We start from the raw sequence: 19,744 nt of genomic DNA on the forward strand, positions 1-19,744 counted from the left end.
CCGTGATCCTCGACAGGTTCGCCGTGACCGACATGGTCGCGATCACCGGAGCATGAACGACCCCAGGGCGGACGCTGCCCCGTCGGTGCCGCTCCGCGAGCGGAAGCGCCTCGCGCTGCGCGCCGAGATCCAGCAGACGGCATTGCAGATGTTCGCGGCGCACGGCTTCGACAACGTGACCACGGAGGCGATCGCCGAGGCGATCGGCATCTCCCCCAGCACCTTCTTCCGCCACGTGCCGAGCAAGGAGCTGCTCCTCCTCGGCGCCACCCATCGTGGGCGGGCGCAGATCGTCGCGAACTTCCGGGCACGGCCGGCGGACGAGGACGTCGCCGACTCCCTGGTCGCGGCGATCCTGGGTCGCACCGCGCAGTTCGTCGACGACGAGGAGACGCTCGAGCTGTGGCGGCGAGCCATGGCGTCGGCGCCGGCGGAGATGCGCCGCGCGTCGCTGCTGAACCGCGAGGACTGCGACGAGCTCATCGAGGCGGTCGCTGCTCGGCTCGACGACGCGGACGAGCTGCGGGCCGGCGTCCTGGTCCGGTCGACGCTCGCCGCCGTCGAGTACGCCTACGAGTGGTGGCTCGGGCACGACGACGCCGACTCGCTGCACGACCTCACCCGGCAGGCCCTCGAGCAGGTCACCCGCGGTCTGTCCTGACCGGTCGGACCCCGCGGTAGTAGCCGCGACGTACGACCCACGGCAGCAGGACCCGGCGGATCACCCACGCGGGCAGCTGGACGGTGCGACCGTCGGCGACCACGAACAGCAGCCCGTCGTCCTGGACACCGAGGATCGAGCCCCAGCGCGACCGGGTCGCCCGGTAGGGCTGGAGCGCCGTGCCCGCCAGGTGGGCACGGACGTTGGCGGCGAGCAGCCTGTCGGCGCGGTTGCGCGCGCTCGAGCGGTGGGGATCGGTGGCCGCGACGTCGCCGATCGCGAAGACGTCCGGGTGGGCGACCGACTGCAGGGTGGGCGATACCTCGACGAACCCGCGGTCGTCGAGCAGGTCCGGTGGCAGCCAGTCGGTGTTCGGCTGCACCCTGCCGATGGCCCACAGGACGGCGTCGGCGCGGGTGGCGGGTTGCCCCGTCTGCCACTCGACGGGCTCGTCGGTGATCTCGTCGCAGGCGAAGCCGTCCGGCACCACGGCGCGGTGTCCGGGGTGCAACCGGACGCCCAGGTCGAGCAGGCGACGGCGGACCGGGTCCCAGGCCCGCGGGTGGTAGTGGACGAGCGGGCGGTCTCCCGGGAAGAAGAGGTCGACGTCCTGATGCGGCCAGCGGATCCGCAGGTTGGCCGCGGCGCTGAGGGCAGCAGCACCTCCCCCGATGACGGCGACCGACGCGGCGGACGCGACCCTCTCGTGGTACCGGCGGACGTGGTCGTCGACCTCGTCGCTCGACATCAGCGCCGACGTCCTCCAGAACCCGTTCGTGACGCCGGTCGAGACGACCAGGACGTCGTACGGCTCGACGACCTCGCTGCCGTCCGCGAGCCGCACCCGCACCTCACGCGCGACCGGGTCGAGACCGGTCAGGGAGCCGTGCACGCGGCGTACGCCGTCGAGGCGGCGGAAGCGCGCGAAGTCGATGCGGTTCTCCGCGGCCCAGTCGTCGGGCCTGGCCAGACGGACGCCGAGCTCCTGGCCGCTGACGAGCTCGGGCTTCGCCGAGATCCCGACGACCTCCACGTGACGAGCCAGGTGGATCGCGGTGAGCACCCCGATGTCGCCCAGCCCGGCGACGACGACCCGCGGCCTACCCGACGTCACCGGCGGCCCGCGTCGGACGCAGGCGCGGGACCGGCACGTCCATCGCCGGGCGTTCGCACCCGCCGTCGACGTGGAGCAGCTTGCCGGTGACCCACGCGGACGCGGGCGAGGCGAGGTAGAGCGCCGCGCACGCGATGTCCTGCGGCGTCCCCGGTCGACCCATCGGGGTGTTGGCCTCGAACTCCGCGCGCAGCGCGTCGTTGGTCAGCACGACCTCCAGACCCTGCGTCGCCACCCCGCCGACGATGATCGCGTTGACGCGGACGTACGGCGCGAACTCCCCGGCCAGGTTGCGGGTGAGCTGGTTGAGCGCCGCCTTGCCGGCGCCGTACGCCGCGAAGGAGCTGAGCACCATGTCGGAGGAACGCGAGGAGATGTTGACGATCGCTCCCCCGCCCGCCGTGTCGACCATCGGCTGGGCGACCAGCTGGCTCATGAGGAACGGCGCGGTGACGTTGAACTTCATCGCCATGTCGAAGAACCGCTCGGACGTCGCCAGGGCCGGGCGCGGTCCGGTGCCGCCGGCGTTGTTGACCAGGACGTCGAGCCGCCCGTAGACCTCGACGGCGCGTTCGACGAGTCGTCGACGGTCCTCGTCGACGAGCACGTCGGTGGGTACGGCCGTCGCCGTACCGCCCTCGCTCTCGATCTGCGCCACGACGTCGTCCAGGTCCGAGGCGGTGCGCGCGCCGAGGACCACGCTCGCACCGGCCTGCGCCAGACCGATCGCGATGCCGCGCCCGATGCCCTGGCCGGCGCCGGTGACGATGGCGACGCGACCGTCGAGCCGGAACTCGTCGAGGATCACCTCACGCGCTCCGATCCCAGCTCGGGCGCTGCGCGACCGGCCATCAGCGGGAGGTCGAGGTAGGTCTTGATGCCCGGCTCCGCGGCGACGACGTACGGGATCGCGCTGACGCAGTGGTTGGCCGTGACGACGACACCGGGGTTGCGCACGAGGCCCTCCTCGACGGTGGCCGGCTGCAGGCCCTTGAAGGTGAGCTTGACGTCGGGGTCGCCGGTGACCTCGACCTCGAAGCGCTCGCCCTCGGGGCCGAAGTCCCACGCCGGGTCGAAGTGCTCCTCGCCCATGAACCAGTTGACGCTCGCCGTCACGACCGGCACGCCGTCGACCAGTGCGCTCCAGTGGAACTTGCGCGCCGCCACCTGGCCCGGCTCGATGACGCCCACGGGCGCCTCGATCGGCTGGGTCGCGACGGCGACCTCCTGCACCGTGCGGTACTCCGGGTCGATGTCGAAGCCCATCTCGGCCACGATCATGCGGACCGACGCCTTGAAGCCCGCTCCGAGCAGGTCGACGATCGGGCCGGACTTCGCCTGCTCCGGGCTCACGCCGAAGCCCATGATGTGCCGGACCACGTCGGGGGCGTTGTAGGTCCGGATGTCGCTGAACTCCTCCGACCGCACGTGGGTGACCCGCGCGGTGAGCGCGGACACCATGAGCGGGAACCGCTCCGTGATGCCGCCGGGGTGGATCCCGGTGCCGTGCAGGGTGGTGCCGCCCTCGGCACACGCGTCGAGGATCGCCTGGCTGTTGTCCAGGTCGGGGTAGATCCACCCGACCGGGGTGACGACGTTCTTCCCCGAGCGCAGGAGAGCGACGACCTCGCTCTCGTCGGGCAGGAGCGGGCTGTAGACGACGCAGTCGGCGTCGAGCGCGAGGATGTCGTCCTTGCTGGTCGTCGCCAGCACGCCCGTCGGGCCCTCGCCGATCAGCTCCCCGGCGTCCTTGCCGTTCTTGCTCTCCGAGTGCACCCACACGCCGACCAGCTCGAGGTCGGGATGCGCGAGCACCCCCTGGATCGCTGCCTGCCCGACGCCACCGGTTGCCCACTGCACTACGCGAATCGTCATGTCTTGACCTGCTCCTCTGCCCTGCGATGGTCGGCTCTGCCCGATCGAGACCGTTGGGATGTGTGAGTCACGGAGATGCGAGTCGCGGCGGCGTGACGTCGCGGTCGGGTCGCCGACCCGGGACCGACATCGCGTCGCCGGGCACCCAGGAGGTGCGCGTCAGGAGGTCGCCGACCTCGGCGAGGTTCATGACGTCCAGCTCGTAGTCGAAGAGGCCGTCTCCCGCGTAGTGCAGCACCGAGAAGGCGGGCGCCTGGTAGGGCCTGCCGTCCTCCCAGCTGCCGGGGAGACGGTTCCACCAGTAGGTGACGACGCGGTCCCCGTCGACCATCGTCCACTCCTCGGGGAAGCTCCATCCCTCCAGGCCGGCCATGGACATGTCGAGGAAGGCCGCGATCTCGTCACGGCCCTGGACGCGACCCCACGCGGGATCGATGAAGACGGCGTCCTCGGTGAACCAGGACCCGATCGCCGCCCAGGGCGACTCCCCCGACACGCAGCGGTCGCGCTGGGCCACGTAGGCCCGGTAGGCCTCGAGGGCCTCGCGCTCCCGGTCGTTCAGCTCCGCCATGATGACAGAACCTATCAAGTTGACAGTCACCGTCAATAGTGGCGTGTGGACGGATAGTCACGGACGTTCGGACGGTTTTACTGGCGAGTAACCCACCCGAACGTCCGTGACTACCCCGACGACCTGCCGCTCACCGACCCCCGACGGGGAGGGTGACCGGGCTGGTGGGTCCGGCTCCGGTGGTCATCGCGGGGGTGAACGTGAGCTCCTTCGTGCCCGCCGGGACCGACGCCGGCAGCGGTACGGTCGCCGCGGTCTCCTCGTCCTGGTGGAACGTGATGGTCCCCAGCTCGGAGCCGTCGTCCCCGGTGACGGCGATGGTGCCGGCGCATCCCTTGTCGCCGGTGCCGCAGGTGATCTGGAGTCCCGCCTTGCCGTCGGCGTCGGGCGTGATGGTCGTGCTGGCGATCGCCAGGAGCGAGGGGAACACGACGCCGGTCGGGGTGTTGTCGCCGTTCGGGTCGAAGCACCCGTCGAACTCGAAGACCGGGTTCGTGACCACCCGACCGCGGGTGTCGGTCATGGTGAGGAAGCCGGTGAGCTTGCTGGGGCTGCCCGCCGTGTAGCAGTCGTTGCTGTGCACGTTGAGCTCGAACTTGCCGTAGCCCTCCGGAGGCATCGGGACCTCGGGGTCGGTCCAGCTCATCAGGCAGTTCCAGTCACCACCGGGTCCCACGTCCTTGTTCTCGACGCCGGCCTTGTCGCACATGGCCTGCGCGTGCAGCGAGGCCGCGGTGAGGTGGCGGCCCTCGAGGTGCGCCTGGTCGACGTACAGGTTGGCGAAGGTGGTGGTCAGCGACCGCTCGAGGCGAGGACGGGTGACGGTGCTGGAGTCGCCGCTGGTGGCGACCACGGCGGAGCCGAGACCGAGGACGACGACGAGGACGGCGAGCAGGACGAGGATGGTGCGACGCATGGTGTTCAGCCTCCCGTGATGTCGCGTCGGCGGAGCAGGACGTAGGCGGCACCGAGGCAGACCACGCACCAGACGGCGCTGGTGATGAGTCCCTGGGTGAGCGGCCCGGTGAAGCGCGGGTCGGCGAGCAGGCCGTGCCAGGCCTCGAACGGCGTGGTCAGCAGGAACGGCCGGACGGCCTCGACCCCGCCGAGGGCGCCGACGAGCTGCATGACCATGCCGATGACGACGGGTGCGGCGATGCCGACCGCGGGGTTGCGGGACCAGACCGAGAGGAGGATCGCGAGGCAGGTGAAGCCGAGCAGCGGCGGGAGCATGGTCGCCCAGCTCAGCGCCACGAGCCGCAGTGCCTCGGCGGCCGGGATGGTCTGCCCGGACAGGCCGATCAGCGGCTGGTGGCCGACCACGAGCAGGCTGGCGGCGATGGTCGAGGCAGCGAGCACGACCAGGACGACGGCGGCGAACCCGGCGGCGGTAGCGGTCTTCGCCCAGAACAGCCGGCCCCTGCTGGTCGACCGGGTGAGCACGGTCTTCCAGGTGCCGTGCTGGTCCTCGCTGGCGAAGATGTCGCCGGCGACCACGGCCGTCAGCAGCGGCAGCACCCACTGGGCGGCGAAGCCCAGGACGAGCAGCGCCAGCGCGAAGCCGTTGACGGTGGCGAACCGGCCGAAGAGCGTGTCCTTCGGCGGCCGGGACTGGCCGTGGACGACCACCACGACCACGACCGGGAGGACCAGCGCGCCGATCAGGACCGCCTTGGCACGGACCTGGGCCCGGAGCTTGCGGACCTCCCACCGCAGGGCTGCGGCGGTCATCGGGTCACCTCCGCGGCGTGGGTCGAGTCGTCGGTGAGCATGAAGAACAGCGCCTCCAGCGGTGTCTCGGTCGGGGTGAACGCCCGGAGGTCGATGCCCGCGCGCACGACGGCGGCGACGTACGCCGACACGGCCTCGTGCGGGCCGGTCACGACGAGCCCGGCGTCCGCGCTCGGCCGCACGGTCAGGTCGTGGTGCTCGGCGGCGACGGCGACGGCGTTCGCGTCGTCGGCGGTCTCGAGGAGGTAGCCGGGGTCGGGAGCCATGGTCCGGAGGTCGGCGATCGTCCCGTGGAAGGCGACGGTGCCGCGCTTCATGATCGTGACGTTGTCGCAGATCTCCTCGACCTCGGCCATGTCGTGCGAGCTGAGGAGCACCGTGAGGCCGCTGTCGGCGAGTCGCTTCACCAGAGCGCGCATGTCGCGGATGCCCGCCGGGTCCAGGCCGTTGGCCGGCTCGTCGAGCACGAGCAGACGGGGCTCGCGGAGCAGGCTCGCGGCGACGCCGAGACGCTGGCGCATGCCGTAGGAGTAGCCGCCGACCTTCTGGTCCGCCCGGTCGGTCATCTCGACGAGCTCGAGCAGCTCCTCGAGCAGCCCCGGTGGGTGGCCGCCGTCGAGGAGCGCGAGCCCCTCGAGGTTCTGCCGACCGGTCAGGTAGGGGTAGAAGCGCGGGCTCTCGATGAACCCGCCGACCCCGTCGAGGACACCGACGCCGTGCTCGGCCCAGGTCTTGCCGAGCACCGTGATGGTCCCGGCGTCGGGCCGGATCAGCCCGAAGAGCATCCGGAGGAAGGTCGTCTTCCCGGCCCCGTTGGGCCCGAGGACGCCGTACACCTCCCCCTCGGCGACGCGGACGGTGATGTCGTCGACCGCGCGCACGGACCCGAAGGTCTTGCTGACGCCGGTCGCCTCGACGGCGAGTGCTTGTTCCATGCGGCGCACCGTAGGAGCCGGAACATGAAGGGACGATGAACCGACCGTCTTGGGTGCAGAGTGGACGCGTGCGCATCCTGGTGGCCGAGGACGATGTCCGGCTCGCCGACCTCCTCGACCAGTCGCTGAGCGAGGCGGGGTGGGACGTCGAGGTCGTCCACGACGGCACCGCGGCCTACGGCCGGGCGCTGCCCGACGGGATCCCCTACGACGTGCTCCTGCTCGACTGGATGCTGCCCGGCACCGACGGCGTCGCCGTCTGCCGGCGGCTGCGCGGTCTCGGCGTCACCACACCGGTGCTCATGCTCACCGCCCGCGGGGACATCCGGGACCGGATCGACGGTCTCGACGCCGGCGCCGACGACTACCTGCCCAAGCCCTTCGACCTCGACGAGCTCCTCGCCCGGCTGCGGGCGCTGGTGCGTCGGTCGACGTACGGCGAGGACGCGGTGGTCGAGGTCGACGACCTGGTCGTCGACCCGGGCGCCCGGACGGTGCGGCGCGGGGACCGGCCGGTCGAGCTCTCCGCCCGCGAGTTCGACATCCTGCACCTGCTCGTCTCCCGAGCCGGTCGGGTCGTCTCGCGCTACACCATCCTCGACGAGGTGTGGGACGGCGAGACGGACCTGAGCAGCAACGTGATCGACGTCCACCTCGCCTCGATCCGGGCCAAGATCGACCGGCCGTTCGGCACCACCACGATCACGACCGTCCGCGGCGCCGGCTACCGGGTCGACCCGGGGACCGCCACGTGACGCGGCTCCCGCTGCGGGTCCGGCTGGTGGCCGGGTTCGTGGTCGCGATGCTGGTGCTGCTCACCGCCGCCGGCGCCTTCGTCTACTGGCGGGTGGAGTACGCCCTGGACCGCGGGCTCGACACCGAGCTCGACCAGGCGACCGCCGTCATCACCCCGCTGGTGGGTCCCAGCGGTCAGGTCACCTCGCCGGCCGCCGCCGACGCGACCGGAGCGGGCTGGCAGGTCCTCGACGAGACCGGTCACGTCCTCGACTCCGGCGGGACCGCGCCCGCCGCCCCGCTCGTCCCCGCGAACATCCTGGGCGACGTCGGGTCCGGGGTGGTCACCCAGGACATCGGCAAGCTGCTGCCGATCGCCGACAAGCCCTACCGGGTGCAGGTGACCGGACTCGAGCCCGCGGGTCACTACCTCGTCGTGGGCGTACGCCGCGACCACCGCGACGAGGCACTGCGTGAGCTGCTCCTGCAGCTGACGCTCGCAGGGCTCGGCGCCCTCGCCGTGGCAGCCTTGGTCGGCGACCTGCTCGCCCGAGCGGCCCTGCGACCGGTCGAGCGCTACCGCCGGCGTGCCGAGGAGATCGCCGCCGGCGCCGACGGGCTCCGGCTCGACGTACCGCCCGGACGCGACGACGAGGTCACCCGCCTCGGGCACACGCTCAACGACATGCTCTCAGCGCTCGAGCACTCCCTCGACCGCGAGCGCCGCTTCATCAACGACGCGAGCCACGAGCTCCGCACGCCCCTGACCCTGCTGAAGGGCAGGATCCAGCTCGCACGGCGGCGCGCTCGCACGGTCGCCGAGCACGAGGGCGTGCTCGACGAGCTCGCCGTCGACGTCGACCGGCTCGTCGACCTCGCCGACCACCTCCTGACCATGGGCGCTCCCCCGTCGGGACCTGATGCCCGCGCCGACGTCGACCAGGTCGTGGCCGCGGTGGTCGAACGCCGTCGGCTCGCCGATCCCGGCGAGGTCGCTCTCGCGCTCGGCGCCGACGCCGTCCGCGCCCGGATCGACCCTCGCGTCCTGGACCGGGTGGTCACCAACCTCGTCGAGAACGCCTTCCGCCACGGCGCACCTCCCGTGCGGGTGCGGGTCCGGGCCGCGGCGTCGGCGGACGGCGCCTCCTGGGTGGTCGTCGAGGTCGAGGACTCCGGAACGGGCATGGACCGCGACCTCCTCGAGCGGGCGCCCGGCCGGTTCACCCGCGCTCCCGACGCGCGTCCCGGACCCGGCGCGGGCCTCGGCCTGTCCATCGTCGAGCAGGCGGTGACGGCGGCTGGCGGTGAGCTCCGCCTCTGCTGCGACGGGGAGCACACGACCCACGGGGTCCCGACCACCGTCGACTGCCGTCACACCTCGGCGATGACCGTCAGCGTCGTGCTTCCTGCTGCGGACGGCTGACGTCGTCGCGGGACGCCGGGTCGGGGACCAGCCGCAGGGCCAGCTCCGGGCAGGCGGCCGCTGCCTGGCGCGCCGGGCGCACCAGCGCGGCATCGACGCTCGGGTCGGCGATCAGGGGGAACCCCCACTCGTCGAGGGCGATCCGTTCCGGGAGCAGCCGGGCGCACAGGCCGTGACCGTTGCAGCGCGTCCAGTCGACCTCGAGCCTCATGCTGCTCCTCCCGTCGGGAGCTCTCGGCGCCACGGTCGACCGCACGTGCCGTCGCGGCGGTGGGCCTCGACCTCGCGGGCGAGGGTCGCGAGCGCCGTACGCACGAACATGGCGGAGCCGTCCGGGTGGGCACAGGCACCGCGGCCCGGGAGCTGGGCGACGCGACGGAGGAGGTCGACGCCAGGATCCTGTCCGCGCCACAGCTCGTGCACGTCGCGGGCGACCGTGGGGAGCCCGAAGTAGCAGGGCCCGCACTGGCCGGCGGACTGGCCGGCCAACCAGGAGCTGACCGCGGCCACCTCGCCGAGCGCGCAGGTGTCGTGCGACAGGCGGGCCACGACCCCGGCGTTGAGCGGCAACCCGGCCGCCCGCAGGGCGGGCCGGGTCAGGGTCAGACCGCTCACGTCGCTGACCCAGCTGCCGTGGTAGCCGCCGACCAGCACGGGACGCGGGTCCACGTCCTGGTCGGGAAGCAGCACCGAGAGCGGCAGACCGGTCGGCACCTCGACGACGCCGGGGTGCGGGACGTCACCGACCAGCGTCAGCAGCAGCGTGCCGGGCTCCTCCGGTGAGCCGACCTCGGCGAAGCGGTCGGCGCCGAGTGACGAGAGCAGGGCGAGCTGGGCGAAGGTCTCGACGTTCGAGGCGTACGTCGGGGCACCGTCGACGCCGCGCTCGTGGGGCAGGACGCGACGACCGGGCGGCACCGCAGGACCGCCGTCCAGCGACCTGATGACCGAGCGGACCTCCCCGCTGACGAAGCCACCGTCCTGGACCACGACGCGCACGTGAGTGGCGTCGCGGCGCTCGCGCACCGCCGCGGTCAGCGCGGTCGCAGCGAGCCGGTCGTGCACCGCGACGGTGACCCGCGTGGTGCCCAGGGCCCGAGCGACCTCCAGCGCGCCGTCGAGCACGAGGTGGGGCGCCAGACGCATCAGCGTGCGGTCCTTCTGGCTGGCCGGCTCGCTCTCCGCACCGTTGACGAGCACGTGCGTCGCGGCGCCGTACGGCGTCGAGCGGAGCTTGGTGCCGACGGGGAACGCCGCTCCCCCGCGACCGAGCAGCCGCACCTGGTCCGCGAGCGAAGCCAGGCCGGCCTGGTCGTTGAAGCGCTGCTCACCGTGGTGCTCGCGGTGCCGGGCCAGGTCAGCGGGCCGACCGGACGTGACCCCGGCGAGCAGCCGGGCCGTGCCGTAGGCGACAGGCGCGGCTCGCGCGTCGAGAACCGTCATCGGACTCCTCCTGAGGTGAGCTGCCGACGAGCGGTCGGCAGGGGTGCGGTGTGGTGCCGGTCGACAGCGCCGAACCGCACCCACACGGCGGCCAGCACGGAGACCGCGCACCCGCCGTACAACAGCCAGGTCCACCAGCTCCCGGTGTCGGTGCCGGCCAGCACCCCGTGGCCCATCGCGAGCGCCCAGACGCCGTACGCCGTGAGGTGGACCGCCCGCCAGGCGCGGGCCCCGCGGACCGAGGCGGCCAGGCGACCGCGGGCGGCGCCGGAGATCGCGACGACCAGCAGCCCGTAGGTCGCCAGGCTGCCCAGGCCGACGGCGACGGCGCGGTAGCCGGCCGTGAACGGCACCAGCACGCCGGGGAGGCTGACGTCGACGAAGCGGTCGAGGACCAGCAGCGTCACGTGGAGGGCGAGCATCGCGACGGTCACGACGGCGGCGGACCGGTGCGCCAGCTGACGCAGGACCCGGCGGTCGCGACTCCGCGCGTCGTGGGTGCGGGCGCTGGAGGCGAGCGCGCCGAGGGTCACCGAGGCGGTGGCGGCGACGAGGGCCGCGAAGCCCGCCGCTCGGGCGAGGTACCAGAGCGTCATGCCGCGATCCCCTCGCTCGGCCAGGTCCCGAGGGTCGTGACCCGGCCGTCGGTGTCGACCAGCCGGGCATCGATGCCGGCGTCGCGGAGTCGCCCCGCGGCCGCCTCGCCCCAGACGATCGCTGCCGTGCTCCAGGTGTTGGCGGCGACGGCCGTGGGCGCCCAGACGGTCGCGGTCCGCACGGATCCCCGGGCCGGGCTCCCGGTGGCGGGATCGATCACGTGGTGCTGGACCCCGCGGTCCGAGGCCCAGGTGCGGGCGAGCACCGACGAGGTCGCGAGCCCGCCGTGGGTGAGGTCGACGCGCTCCCGCGGACCGCCCATGACCTCGGAGACGTCCACGTGCCACGGACGGGTGGTTGCGCCAGCGACGGCGAGGTCGCCGCCGATCCCGACGAGCACCGCGTGCCCGAGACGCGCGTGCACCCGCCGGGCGGCCTCGTCGACGGTCCAGGCCTTGGCGGTGGCGCCGAGATCGAGCAGCAGCCCGGGGCGCACACCGACCCGGCGGAGCTCATGGTCGACGGTGACGCCCTGCCAGTCGGCGCTCGGGCGCGGAGCCCCGACGCGGTGCGTGTGCGACCGCACGTGGTCGATGTCGTCGTCGTACCCCGCGCCCAGCAGGTGGGCGCCGACCGTGGGGTCGACCGCACCGCCGGTGAGCCGGGCGGCGTCCAGGGCCACGTCCACGAGGTCGAGGGTCAGCCGCCCGACCGGGACGAGCGCGCCCGCGGCGTCGTTGACCCGGGTCAGGTCGGAGTCGTCACGGAACCTGCTGGCCGCGTGGGCGACCTCGTCCATCAGCTGGCGCACGATCCCGCTGGCGGCGACGAGGTCCGACCCGTCTCCCCCGGCGAGGGTCACCCGGACGCAGCAGGACCAGTCCTGCCACACGGTCGAGACGGTCATGACGAGTGCGTCCCACCGTCGGAGCTGCCCGAGCTGGTGCTCGAGGAGACACCACCGCTGGACTGCTGGCTGCTGGAGGAGCTGGTGCCCGTCGAGCTGCCGGACGTGGTCCCGGAGGTGGTCCCGCCGGTGGTGCCGCTGTCCTCGCCGGACGCCTGCTGGGCGGTCGCGGCGATGCCGACCGTGAGCAGGCCGGTGCCCGCGAGGGTGCCGAGGACGATGGCAGCGGTCCGGCGACGGGCCAGGCGGAGGATGCTCGTACGTGGGTTCTCGGTCATGGCTCCACGATGCGTCGCACCGCGTCAGACGGACGGAAACGCCGACTCAAATCCCGGTCAAATCAACCTGTCAGCAGCCGGTGCGTCAGGGCCGGCCGAGCACCAGGCGCACGACCGACCAGTCGTCGACGGTCACCAGCTCGAGCCGTCCTCCGGACGCCTCGGCGCACGACCGCGCGATGTCGAGGCCCAGACCGGTCGACCCGCGGTCGCTCCGGCCACGGTGCACGGCGGTCGGCGGGACACCGGGCCCACGGTCCCGGACGTCGAGCGTCACGGCACCGTCGTCCCCCGGGGCGAGGACCACGGCGATCGCGACGCCCTCGGCGGTGTGGGCGACGGCGTTCTCCAGCAGCGCGTCGAGCGCGGCGGCGAGGTCAGCACCCGCGCACCGCACGGACACCGCGTCGGACGGGACGGACAGGGTCACGTCGCGCCCCTGGTCCTCGGCCAGTGGGGCCCAGAAGTCGAAGCGGTCACGCGTCACGGCGCTCGCGTCGCAGTGCGGCGCCGCGCCCTCGCGCTGCGGACGCCGAGCCGCGTGGATCACGGCCGTGAGCGTGCGCTCGAGCTGGGCGAGGTGCTCCTCGAGCTCGGCCTTGCCGTCGGAGTCGGGCAGCGACTCGACGTCCAGCCGTACGGCGGTCAGCGGCGTGCGGAGCCGGTGGGACAGGTCGGCCACGGTCTCGCGCTCGGCGGCGAGCAGCTCGTCGATCCGGCCCGCCAGGCGGTTGAGGGCGGCGCCGACGCGGCGTACCTCCTCGGGACCGTCGTCGGGCACCCGCGCGTTCAGGTCACCCTCCCCGAGCAGGTCCGCGGTCTCGGCAGCAGCGGTCAGGTGCCGCACCAGCCGTCGGGCGACCAGCTCCGCCGCCCCCGCGGCGAGGAGCAGGAGCAGGAGCCCGGCTCCGACCAGCACCAGCGCCTTCTCCTCCACCGCGCGGCGTACCTGGGCGTCCGAGGCGAAGGCGGCCACCGTCACCGGGCCGCCGGTGGTGGAGACCTGGATGACCACCAACGACCCGCCGTCGACCGAGCGCGTCTGGGCCTGGGAGGTCGGCCGGAGGTCGCCGTACCTGTTGTCGGCGTCGCCGTCCCCGTCGTCCGTGCCCCGCCCGCCGATCCTGCCGTCCCCGTCCGGGTCGGCCTCGTCCAGCCCGGGCACCGATGCGCCGACGCGGGTGCCGTCGCTGAGCACCACCTCGACCGGGTAGCCGTCGTCACGGTCGTTGATCCGGTCGACGTAGTCGCCCAACGCGGACGCGTCGACGGCGCCGGTGCTGATGTAGTCGGCGACGCCCTGGGCGACGTCGGTCGCGCTGTCGCGAGCCTGCTCACCGGCGGCCTGGTTCAGCAGGAGCAGGAACGGGACCGCGAAGAGCAGCAGGACCGCGGCGGCGACGCCGACGGTGAGGCCCAGGATGCGGGCGCGCAGGCTCATCGCGGCCCGGGGTCGACGAGCTTCACCCCGACACCGCGCACGCTGTGCAGGTAGCGCGGGGCGGCGGCGGTCTCCCCCAGCTTGCGGCGGAGCCACGACAGGTGGACGTCGACGGTCCGGTCGGCGCCACCCCACGGCATCTGCCAGACCTCGGCCAGCAGCTGACGCTTGCTCACCACCTCACCGGGCCGCGACGCGAGCGCGAGCAGCAAGTCGAACTCCTTGCGGTTGAGCGTGAGCTCCTGTCCCTCGACGCTCGCGGTCCGGGAGACCGGATCGACGACCAGCCCACCGACCACGACCCGCGAGTCGGCAGAGGCCGTGGGCGTCGTACGGCGGAGCACGGCGCGGATCCGGGCCATCGCCTGGCCTGCGGAGAACGGCTTGATCAGGTAGTCGTCGGCGCCGGCGTCGAGGAGCCGGACGATCTCGCGCTCGTCGTCGCGCGCGGTCGCGATCACGACCGGGACGTCGCTGGTGGTCCTGATCAGCGCGAGCACGTCCGCGCCGTCGAGGTCGGGCAGCCCGAGGTCGAGCATCACGGCCTCAGGCCGCTCGGTCTGCAGGGTCTTGATCGCCTCGACCGCCGACGCCACGGCGATCACGGTCGCACCGTGCTCCGCGAGGCCACGGGTGAGCGCCCGGCGGATCGCGTCGTCGTCCTCGACGACCAGGATCCGCACCATGGGCGCAGAGTAGTCCGTCACGACCCCACGTCGGACCACGCCGCCTCGGCACCGCTGTGACCGATCCGGGCCACCTGGACCCCGGTCGCGACGGCGGTCACGATCGCGAGGGCGCCGACCACGGTCACCAGCCACCGGGGCCACCGACCGCTCTCGGTCCCACGGCGGGTCAGCCACCAGAAGCCCGCGGCGAAGACGAACAGCGCGATCGTGAAGAACAGCAGCTGGTCACCGAGCTGCGCGTGTCGCTCGATCAGTGCGTTGTGCGGGAGCTCGCGCTCGAGGTTCTCCCCGCTGGCGGTGGAGAGCGGGGTCAGGATCAGCGCGACGAGGCTCACCGCGGCCGGCAGCGGGCCGGCCCACGCACGGAACCGCGGCACCAGCACCGCTCCGATCACCAGCACCACGGCCAGCGGCACGAACACCACCGTCGCGTGCACGAGCAGCGGGTGCACGGGGAGACCGAAGATCGTCGTGGGCATACGCGCGTTCCTTTCGTACGGCGCACCTGTCGCGCGCCGGTGCACCCACCCTCCCGACGCCGGAGTCAGCGCCACGACAAGCCGACCTCAAATCCAGGTCAAAACCGACGGCGCGACGACACCTACCTCGGGCTCGTCCAGGGGGCGTGTGACCGCGCGGTGAGTGCGGCAGCGCCGGCGGCCGCCGCGAGCACCGCGGTGACGATGCCCAGGTCCACCGACCCGTGCCCACGCACGGTCAGCACCGCCCCGACGAAGCCGCCGAGGAGCATCGTGACGATCGGCACCACACGTCGGCCGATCTTGCTGCCGGACCCACCAGCGGCCTTCGAGTCGGACGCGATCCCGGTGATCATCAGGGTCAGCACGGTGGTGGTCAGGTCAGGCACCGCCAGCTTCCGTGCCGACGCGTTCTGGATCCCCAGTGCGATGCCGAGCACGGTCACGAAGGTGACGACCGACCCGTTGCCGTAGGGACGGTCGAGCACCAGGCTCAGCGCCAGGGCCGTCCCCACCAGCACCGTCTCGGCTCCGGTCGCCCACAGGAGGTGTCGCCCACGGTGACTCCCCCGAGCGAGCCCCAGCCGACCGCCCACCAGGGCCCCGGCGAGGAACGTCCCGATCGCCAGCAAGGACGCCCACCACAGGAATCCCGGCGCCCCGGCGAAGGCGAACCCGAGGAACACGACGTTGCCGGTCATGTTCGCGACGAGCACGTGTCCGAGAAGCAGGTAGCTGAAGGCGTCGACCAGGCCCGTGACGAAGGTCAGGAGCAGGAGGATCGGCGCCAGGGGGCCGTGCGGGTCGTCAGCCGCAGGAACGATGAGGTGCCACGCCTCGCGCAGCTGGTGCATGACGAACCTCTCTGCCGGGCGGACGGGTGGCGGTGCCCCCCAGTCTGGCCGAGGTCAGACGGTGTTGCCGTCGTGGAGCTCCGTGCGGAGGAAGCCGACGGCCTGGGCGACGGCAGCGCGGGCCGGCGGCATGTCGTGCAGGGAGTTGAGCATCACGAAGTCGTGGATGACGCCCTGGTAGCGGGTGGAGACGGTCGGGACCCCTGCCTGGCGGAGCTTGGCGGCGTACGCCTCCCCCTCGTCGCGCAGCACGTCGGCCTCACCGGTGATGATGAGGGCCGGCGGAAGTCCGGTGAGCTGGTCGATGGTCGCGCGGAGCGGCGAGGCGGTGATCTGGGCACGCTCGTCGGGGTCGGTCGTGTACTGGTCCCAGAACCAGAACATGCCGGTCCGGGACAGGAAGTAGCCGTCGGCGAACCGGTGGTAGGAGTCGGTGTCGAACGCGGCGTCGGTGACGGGGTAGAAGAGCACCTGCTGGACGAACGAGACGGTGCCGCGCTCCTTGGCCATCAGCGTGAGGGCTGCGGACATGTTCCCGCCGACCGAGTCGCCGGCCACGGCCATGCGGGAGGCGTCGAGGAGGTTCGCGGCCCCCTCCCTGACCACCCACTCGGCCACGGCCCAGGCCTGCTCGATCTGCGTGGGGTACCGGTACTCCGGCGCCCGGTCGTACTCGGGGAACACGACGGCCGCGTGCGCACCGACCGCGAGGTCGCGGACGAGACGGTCGTGGGTGTGCGCGTCGCCGAACACCCAGCCGGCGCCGTGGACGTACAGGATGACGGGAAGGGTGCCGGCGGCGTCGCGCGGACGGACGATGCGGACCTTGACCGACCCGGTCGGGCCGCCGTCCACGGTCGTCCACTCCTCGTGGACGTCGGGCTTGGAGATCTCCGAGCTCTGGACGTCGTCGACCGCCTTTCGACCCTCGACAGGTCCGAGGTCGTAGAGGTACGGCGGGTTGGCGGTGGCCTCGGCGAAAGCCTGAGCGGCGGGCTCGAGCGGCAGACCGTGCGGGTTGGCGGAGGGCATGGGTCGTCTCCTTCAGGGTGGTGGTGCCTCGTAGGCTGTGACGGCGACGTTAGGAATCGCCGGCCCTCGTCTGCATCAGTCGCGTGACTCATATCCATCGGGAGGTGCCGTGACGCAGCGGGACGACGGTGGTCACGGTCTTCTCGGGCGCGACGCGGAGCTGACCGACGTTCAGCACCACCTCGCACGTGGCGGGCAGGTGGTGACGGTGCTCGGCGTCGCGGGCACCGGCAAGACGTCCCTGCTGTCGGCGGCGGCGCGATCGGCTGCTGCCGGCGGTGCGGCGGTCATCCGGGTGCAGGGCCGATCGACCGAGACCATGCTCGGGTTCGCCACGCTGCTCGACCTCCTCGACTCGCGGGTGGCGAGGGAGTCCGACACCGCCGTCCTGGCCGACTCGATCCGGCGACGCGTCTCGGGTGAGGACGAGGACGACGCTCCCGAGGCACTCAGGCTGCGCCGCGACGTCCATCAGTGGTTGCTCGCTCTCGAGCCATCTCGTCCTCTGCTGGTCGTGATCGACGACCTGCAGTGGGTGGACCCGGCCTCCTGGTCGGTGCTGTCGTTCGTCGCGAACCGGCTCGACCAGACCCGGGTCTCCTTCCTGATCGCGTCCCGCGCCGACACGGCCCCACCCGGCCTCGACGACCAGACCGTCCTGGACCTGTCGGCGCTCAGCCAGACCGATGCCGTCGCGCTCCTCGAGCGCGACGGCCCGGCCCTCGATCCGGTGACGCGCGCTGCCATCGTCGAACGAGCGGCCGGCAACCCGCTCGCGCTGCTCGAGCTGGCACGGGTCAGCGGCAGCGCGGTCGGCCAGGGAGCGCCCCTTCCCCGTGCCGTGCCCGCGGCGATCGAATCGGCCTTCGCCGCCGACCTGCCGACCCTCCCCAGCGCCACCCGCGACTTCCTCCTGCTGATCGCCGCCGGTGGCAACGATCTCGGGGTCCTGTCCCAGGCCGTCGGGCCGGCGCGGTCCGTCTCCGAGCTCCTCGAGCCCGCCGAGCGGGCCGGGCTCGTCCGGGTGAGCGGCCAGCGGGTCGCGTTCCGACACCCGCTGATCGAGTCGACCGTCTACGGCGTGGCCAGCAGCGCCCAACGCCTCGAGGCCCACGCTGCCCTGGCGGATCTCTACGCCACTGACGACGACCGGACGGTGTGGCACCGTGCGGCGGCGACCGACCGACCGGACGAGACCGTCGCGGCCGCACTCATGGCCAGCGCCGAGCGGATGCAGAAGCGCGGCGCCCAGCAGGAGGCCGCAGACGCGGCCGTGCGTGCTGCTGAGCTCACGGTCGACCCGGACCTGCGCGACAGCCGTCTCCTCGCCGGGGTCAGCATGTCGTCGGGGATCGGCCACGTGCACAAGATCGCTGCGCTCGCCGACCACCTCCGCCGCAGCTCCAACGACCGCCTCGTACGAGCGCGCTCCACGCAGCTGCACGCCTACGCTCTCGCCCAGACCATGCAGCCGGCCTCGGCCCAGGACATGTTGCAGGCGTCGTTGGCCGAGCTCATCGACCTCGACGACGAAGCCGGCTGGGCGGCCCTGACCGTCCTGGCGTGGCTCACCTACCAGACCTGTCGTCGCCACGACGTCCTCGCCGAGTGGCTCGAGCGCTATGAACGGACGACCCGTCACGGGGCGGACGTCCATCCCCTCAACGCAGGAGCCCGTGCCTACATCGTCGCGGCGCTCCATCCCTTGTCGCGGCCGCCGGAGCTGCTCGGCCTTCTCGAGACGGCACCCGATCACCTGCCCGGACGGGAGACACCGCACGCCGACGCGGCGTACAACATGCTCCTCGGCGCCACCGCGTGGCTGCTCGACGAGCACGCGACCGCGCACCAGCGCCTCATCCGGGCGACCGACCTCATGCAGCGTTCCGGCGCACTCCAGTCACTGCCGCAGGCGACCATGATGCTCGGGCAGGTGCAGTTCGACATGGGCCGCTACGACGACGCTCGCCGGTCCGGTCGTCTCATGATCGACATCAGCGAGGCCCATGGCCTGCACTTCTACCGCGCCGCGGGACGCGAGCTGCGTGCCCGGGTGGAGGCGGTACGCGGCGACCACCAGGAGTCGCTGCGGGAGATCGACTCGCTGTTCGCCGAGACCGAGCCAGGACAGACGGTCTCGCTCGAGGCGAACCTGATCACCGCACGCGGCTACGCGTTGACCGGTCTTCGTGAGCACGAGGCGGCCTACCAGCAGCTGCGCCAGCTCTTCGCCGCCGACGGGACCCCGGTGCATCCGCACGTGTCCTACGGCTCGCTGGGCGATCTGGTCGCCGCAGCCAGTCGGGTCGGAAGGGTGGCGGAGGTCGTCGGCCTGGTCAGGGCTGCCGAGGAACACCTCGGCGACGATCCCGGCGAACGGATGGCTCGGGTGCTGGCGCGAGCGAAGGCACACACGGTCGACGACGATTCCGCCGGCTCACTGTTCGAGAGGGCGATCACTGGAGCCGGCGACACGACGTGGCCGTTCGAGCGGGCCAATGCGCAGCTCGAGTACGGCGTCTGGTTGCGCCGGCAGAAGCGCCCCGCGGACGCCCGTCACCACCTGCGCTCGGCGAGCCAGCTGTTCGCCCGGCTCGGCGCACAGTCCTGGGTCGCCGCCGCGGATGCCGAGCTGCGGGCATCCGGCGTACGACTGGACGACGACAGCGACTCGCAGACGGCCCGGTGGCGTGAGCTCACCTCCCAGGAGCGCGAGATCGTCCTGCTCGCCGCCACCGGCCTGACCAACAAGGAGATCGCGCAGACCTTGTTCCTGTCGCCGCGAACGGTCGGCGCGCATCTCTACCACGCCTATCCGAAGCTCGGGGTCACGTCGCGGACCCAGCTCCGCGACGTCGTCAAGCAGCTCGACGTCGGCTGACGCACGCGGGGCTCCGGGCCGAAATAGGTCACGCGACTGATGCCTGGCATCGGTGCCGCTCCCGAGGATCAGGGGGTGCCGATCGGCACGACCCGCAG

21 protein-coding genes are annotated in these 19,744 nt (G+C 72.6%); 4 read left to right on the plus strand and 17 right to left on the minus strand.

Annotated features, from left to right (window positions below; translation table 11 throughout):
• Positions 1-52 precede the first annotated feature (52 nt).
• Complete coding sequence (locus ABLE68_RS01620) at positions 53-661, plus strand: TetR family transcriptional regulator (RefSeq protein ID WP_348869351.1); 609 nt, start codon at positions 53-55, stop codon at positions 659-661.
• On the opposite strand, the gene ABLE68_RS01625 is transcribed toward ABLE68_RS01620, so the two are convergent.
• The 7 genes from ABLE68_RS01625 to ABLE68_RS01655 all read right to left on the minus strand — a co-directional run bounded on the left by ABLE68_RS01625 (position 642) and on the right by ABLE68_RS01655 (position 6,887).
• Positions 642-1,775: an FAD-dependent oxidoreductase gene (locus ABLE68_RS01625; protein ID WP_348869353.1), complete on the minus strand. Its 1,134-nt coding sequence runs from the start codon at positions 1,773-1,775 to the stop codon at positions 642-644. The two genes, ABLE68_RS01620 and ABLE68_RS01625, sit on opposite strands and share 20 nt — an antisense overlap.
• Positions 1,762-2,583, minus strand: coding sequence for a glucose 1-dehydrogenase (locus ABLE68_RS01630; RefSeq protein WP_348869354.1), 822 nt, complete (start codon positions 2,581-2,583; stop codon positions 1,762-1,764). Before ABLE68_RS01630 ends, ABLE68_RS01625 begins: the two co-directional genes overlap by 14 nt.
• A complete protein-coding gene (locus tag ABLE68_RS01635; protein ID WP_348869356.1) occupies positions 2,580-3,650 on the minus strand; it encodes an NAD(P)H-dependent amine dehydrogenase family protein in 1,071 nt (356 codons plus the stop codon). Before ABLE68_RS01635 ends, ABLE68_RS01630 begins: the two co-directional genes overlap by 4 nt.
• A 67-nt stretch (positions 3,651-3,717) precedes the next feature.
• On the minus strand, positions 3,718-4,221 hold the full coding sequence (locus ABLE68_RS01640; protein ID WP_348869357.1) for a nuclear transport factor 2 family protein: 504 nt from the start codon (positions 4,219-4,221) through the stop codon (positions 3,718-3,720).
• 130 nt (positions 4,222-4,351) lie between these two features.
• Positions 4,352-5,137, minus strand: a complete 786-nt coding sequence (locus ABLE68_RS01645; RefSeq protein ID WP_348869358.1) for a hypothetical protein — start codon at positions 5,135-5,137, stop codon at positions 4,352-4,354.
• Between the two features lie 5 nt (positions 5,138-5,142).
• The gene (locus ABLE68_RS01650; RefSeq protein WP_348869359.1) at positions 5,143-5,952 is read right to left on the minus strand and encodes an ABC transporter permease; all 810 of its coding nucleotides are present in this window, start codon (positions 5,950-5,952) and stop codon (positions 5,143-5,145) included.
• A complete protein-coding gene (locus ABLE68_RS01655) occupies positions 5,949-6,887 on the minus strand; it encodes an ABC transporter ATP-binding protein (protein ID WP_348869360.1) in 939 nt (312 codons plus the stop codon). Before ABLE68_RS01655 ends, ABLE68_RS01650 begins: the two co-directional genes overlap by 4 nt.
• A 68-nt stretch (positions 6,888-6,955) precedes the next feature.
• Here ABLE68_RS01655 and ABLE68_RS01660 point away from each other — a divergent pair, with 68 nt between their 5' ends.
• Together ABLE68_RS01660 and ABLE68_RS01665 are read left to right on the plus strand one after the other, a co-directional pair.
• On the plus strand, positions 6,956-7,642 hold the full coding sequence (locus ABLE68_RS01660) for a response regulator transcription factor (protein WP_348869362.1): 687 nt from the start codon (positions 6,956-6,958) through the stop codon (positions 7,640-7,642).
• Complete coding sequence (locus tag ABLE68_RS01665) at positions 7,639-9,045, plus strand: sensor histidine kinase (protein ID WP_348869363.1); 1,407 nt, start codon at positions 7,639-7,641, stop codon at positions 9,043-9,045. The genes ABLE68_RS01660 and ABLE68_RS01665 overlap by 4 nt, the downstream gene beginning before the upstream one ends.
• Here ABLE68_RS01665 and ABLE68_RS01670 read toward each other — a convergent pair.
• The 10 genes from ABLE68_RS01670 to ABLE68_RS01715 form a co-directional block, all read right to left on the minus strand.
• On the minus strand, positions 9,014-9,256 hold the full coding sequence (locus ABLE68_RS01670) for a ferredoxin (RefSeq protein ID WP_348869364.1): 243 nt from the start codon (positions 9,254-9,256) through the stop codon (positions 9,014-9,016). The genes ABLE68_RS01665 and ABLE68_RS01670 overlap by 32 nt on opposite strands.
• Positions 9,253-10,488: an NADH-ubiquinone oxidoreductase-F iron-sulfur binding region domain-containing protein gene (locus ABLE68_RS01675; RefSeq protein ID WP_348869365.1), complete on the minus strand. Its 1,236-nt coding sequence runs from the start codon at positions 10,486-10,488 to the stop codon at positions 9,253-9,255. Before ABLE68_RS01675 ends, ABLE68_RS01670 begins: the two co-directional genes overlap by 4 nt.
• The gene (locus tag ABLE68_RS01680; protein ID WP_348869366.1) at positions 10,485-11,084 is read right to left on the minus strand and encodes a hypothetical protein; all 600 of its coding nucleotides are present in this window, start codon (positions 11,082-11,084) and stop codon (positions 10,485-10,487) included. The genes ABLE68_RS01675 and ABLE68_RS01680 overlap by 4 nt, the downstream gene beginning before the upstream one ends.
• A complete protein-coding gene (locus ABLE68_RS01685; RefSeq protein WP_348869368.1) occupies positions 11,081-11,992 on the minus strand; it encodes an FAD:protein FMN transferase in 912 nt (303 codons plus the stop codon). Before ABLE68_RS01685 ends, ABLE68_RS01680 begins: the two co-directional genes overlap by 4 nt.
• Positions 11,989-12,270 carry a hypothetical protein gene (locus ABLE68_RS01690; RefSeq protein ID WP_348869369.1) on the minus strand — a complete coding sequence of 94 codons (282 nt, stop codon included), beginning with the start codon at positions 12,268-12,270 and terminating at the stop codon, positions 11,989-11,991. Before ABLE68_RS01690 ends, ABLE68_RS01685 begins: the two co-directional genes overlap by 4 nt.
• An 85-nt stretch (positions 12,271-12,355) precedes the next feature.
• Positions 12,356-13,711 carry a sensor histidine kinase gene (locus tag ABLE68_RS01695; RefSeq protein WP_348869370.1) on the minus strand — a complete coding sequence of 452 codons (1,356 nt, stop codon included), beginning with the start codon at positions 13,709-13,711 and terminating at the stop codon, positions 12,356-12,358.
• Positions 13,708-14,397, minus strand: a complete 690-nt coding sequence (locus ABLE68_RS01700) for a response regulator transcription factor (RefSeq protein ID WP_348869371.1) — start codon at positions 14,395-14,397, stop codon at positions 13,708-13,710. Before ABLE68_RS01700 ends, ABLE68_RS01695 begins: the two co-directional genes overlap by 4 nt.
• Before the next feature lie 17 nt (positions 14,398-14,414).
• Complete coding sequence (locus ABLE68_RS01705) at positions 14,415-14,879, minus strand: DUF2231 domain-containing protein (RefSeq protein ID WP_348869372.1); 465 nt, start codon at positions 14,877-14,879, stop codon at positions 14,415-14,417.
• A 122-nt stretch (positions 14,880-15,001) separates the two neighbouring features.
• The gene (locus ABLE68_RS01710) at positions 15,002-15,733 is read right to left on the minus strand and encodes a YoaK family protein (RefSeq protein ID WP_348869373.1); all 732 of its coding nucleotides are present in this window, start codon (positions 15,731-15,733) and stop codon (positions 15,002-15,004) included.
• A 54-nt stretch (positions 15,734-15,787) separates the two neighbouring features.
• Positions 15,788-16,765 (minus strand): alpha/beta hydrolase, encoded by a 978-nt coding sequence (locus tag ABLE68_RS01715; RefSeq protein WP_348869374.1) that lies wholly within the window; start codon positions 16,763-16,765, stop codon positions 15,788-15,790.
• Positions 16,766-16,874: 109 nt separating this feature from the next.
• Between ABLE68_RS01715 and ABLE68_RS01720 the strand changes: the two genes are divergently transcribed.
• Positions 16,875-19,646, plus strand: coding sequence for a helix-turn-helix transcriptional regulator (locus ABLE68_RS01720; RefSeq protein WP_348869375.1), 2,772 nt, complete (start codon positions 16,875-16,877; stop codon positions 19,644-19,646).
• The last annotated feature ends 98 nt before the right edge of the window (positions 19,647-19,744 follow it).

This window comes from Nocardioides pollutisoli, assembly GCF_040045055.1.
GTDB classification, from domain to species: Bacteria; Actinomycetota; Actinomycetes; order Propionibacteriales; family Nocardioidaceae; genus Nocardioides; species Nocardioides tweenelious.

Bases quoted from the DNA above. Each gene is read 5' to 3' on its own strand.
- ABLE68_RS01620 (WP_348869351.1), top strand. From the start codon at position 53: ATGAACGACCCCAGGGCGGACGCTGCCCCGTCGGTGCCGCTCCGCGAG.
- ABLE68_RS01635 (WP_348869356.1), bottom strand. From the start codon at position 3,650: ATGACGATTCGCGTAGTGCAGTGGGCAACCGGTGGCGTCGGGCAGGCA.
- ABLE68_RS01640 (WP_348869357.1), bottom strand. From the start codon at position 4,221: ATGGCGGAGCTGAACGACCGGGAGCGCGAGGCCCTCGAGGCCTACCGG.
- ABLE68_RS01645 (WP_348869358.1), bottom strand. From the start codon at position 5,137: ATGCGTCGCACCATCCTCGTCCTGCTCGCCGTCCTCGTCGTCGTCCTC.
- ABLE68_RS01650 (WP_348869359.1), bottom strand. From the start codon at position 5,952: ATGACCGCCGCAGCCCTGCGGTGGGAGGTCCGCAAGCTCCGGGCCCAG.
- ABLE68_RS01655 (WP_348869360.1), bottom strand. From the start codon at position 6,887: ATGGAACAAGCACTCGCCGTCGAGGCGACCGGCGTCAGCAAGACCTTC.
- ABLE68_RS01670 (WP_348869364.1), bottom strand. From the start codon at position 9,256: ATGAGGCTCGAGGTCGACTGGACGCGCTGCAACGGTCACGGCCTGTGC.
- ABLE68_RS01675 (WP_348869365.1), bottom strand. From the start codon at position 10,488: ATGACGGTTCTCGACGCGCGAGCCGCGCCTGTCGCCTACGGCACGGCC.
- ABLE68_RS01680 (WP_348869366.1), bottom strand. From the start codon at position 11,084: ATGACGCTCTGGTACCTCGCCCGAGCGGCGGGCTTCGCGGCCCTCGTC.
- ABLE68_RS01685 (WP_348869368.1), bottom strand. From the start codon at position 11,992: ATGACCGTCTCGACCGTGTGGCAGGACTGGTCCTGCTGCGTCCGGGTG.
- ABLE68_RS01690 (WP_348869369.1), bottom strand. From the start codon at position 12,270: ATGACCGAGAACCCACGTACGAGCATCCTCCGCCTGGCCCGTCGCCGG.
- ABLE68_RS01695 (WP_348869370.1), bottom strand. From the start codon at position 13,711: ATGAGCCTGCGCGCCCGCATCCTGGGCCTCACCGTCGGCGTCGCCGCC.
- ABLE68_RS01700 (WP_348869371.1), bottom strand. From the start codon at position 14,397: ATGGTGCGGATCCTGGTCGTCGAGGACGACGACGCGATCCGCCGGGCG.
- ABLE68_RS01705 (WP_348869372.1), bottom strand. From the start codon at position 14,879: ATGCCCACGACGATCTTCGGTCTCCCCGTGCACCCGCTGCTCGTGCAC.
- ABLE68_RS01710 (WP_348869373.1), bottom strand. From the start codon at position 15,733: ATGCACCAGCTGCGCGAGGCGTGGCACCTCATCGTTCCTGCGGCTGAC.
- ABLE68_RS01715 (WP_348869374.1), bottom strand. From the start codon at position 16,765: ATGCCCTCCGCCAACCCGCACGGTCTGCCGCTCGAGCCCGCCGCTCAG.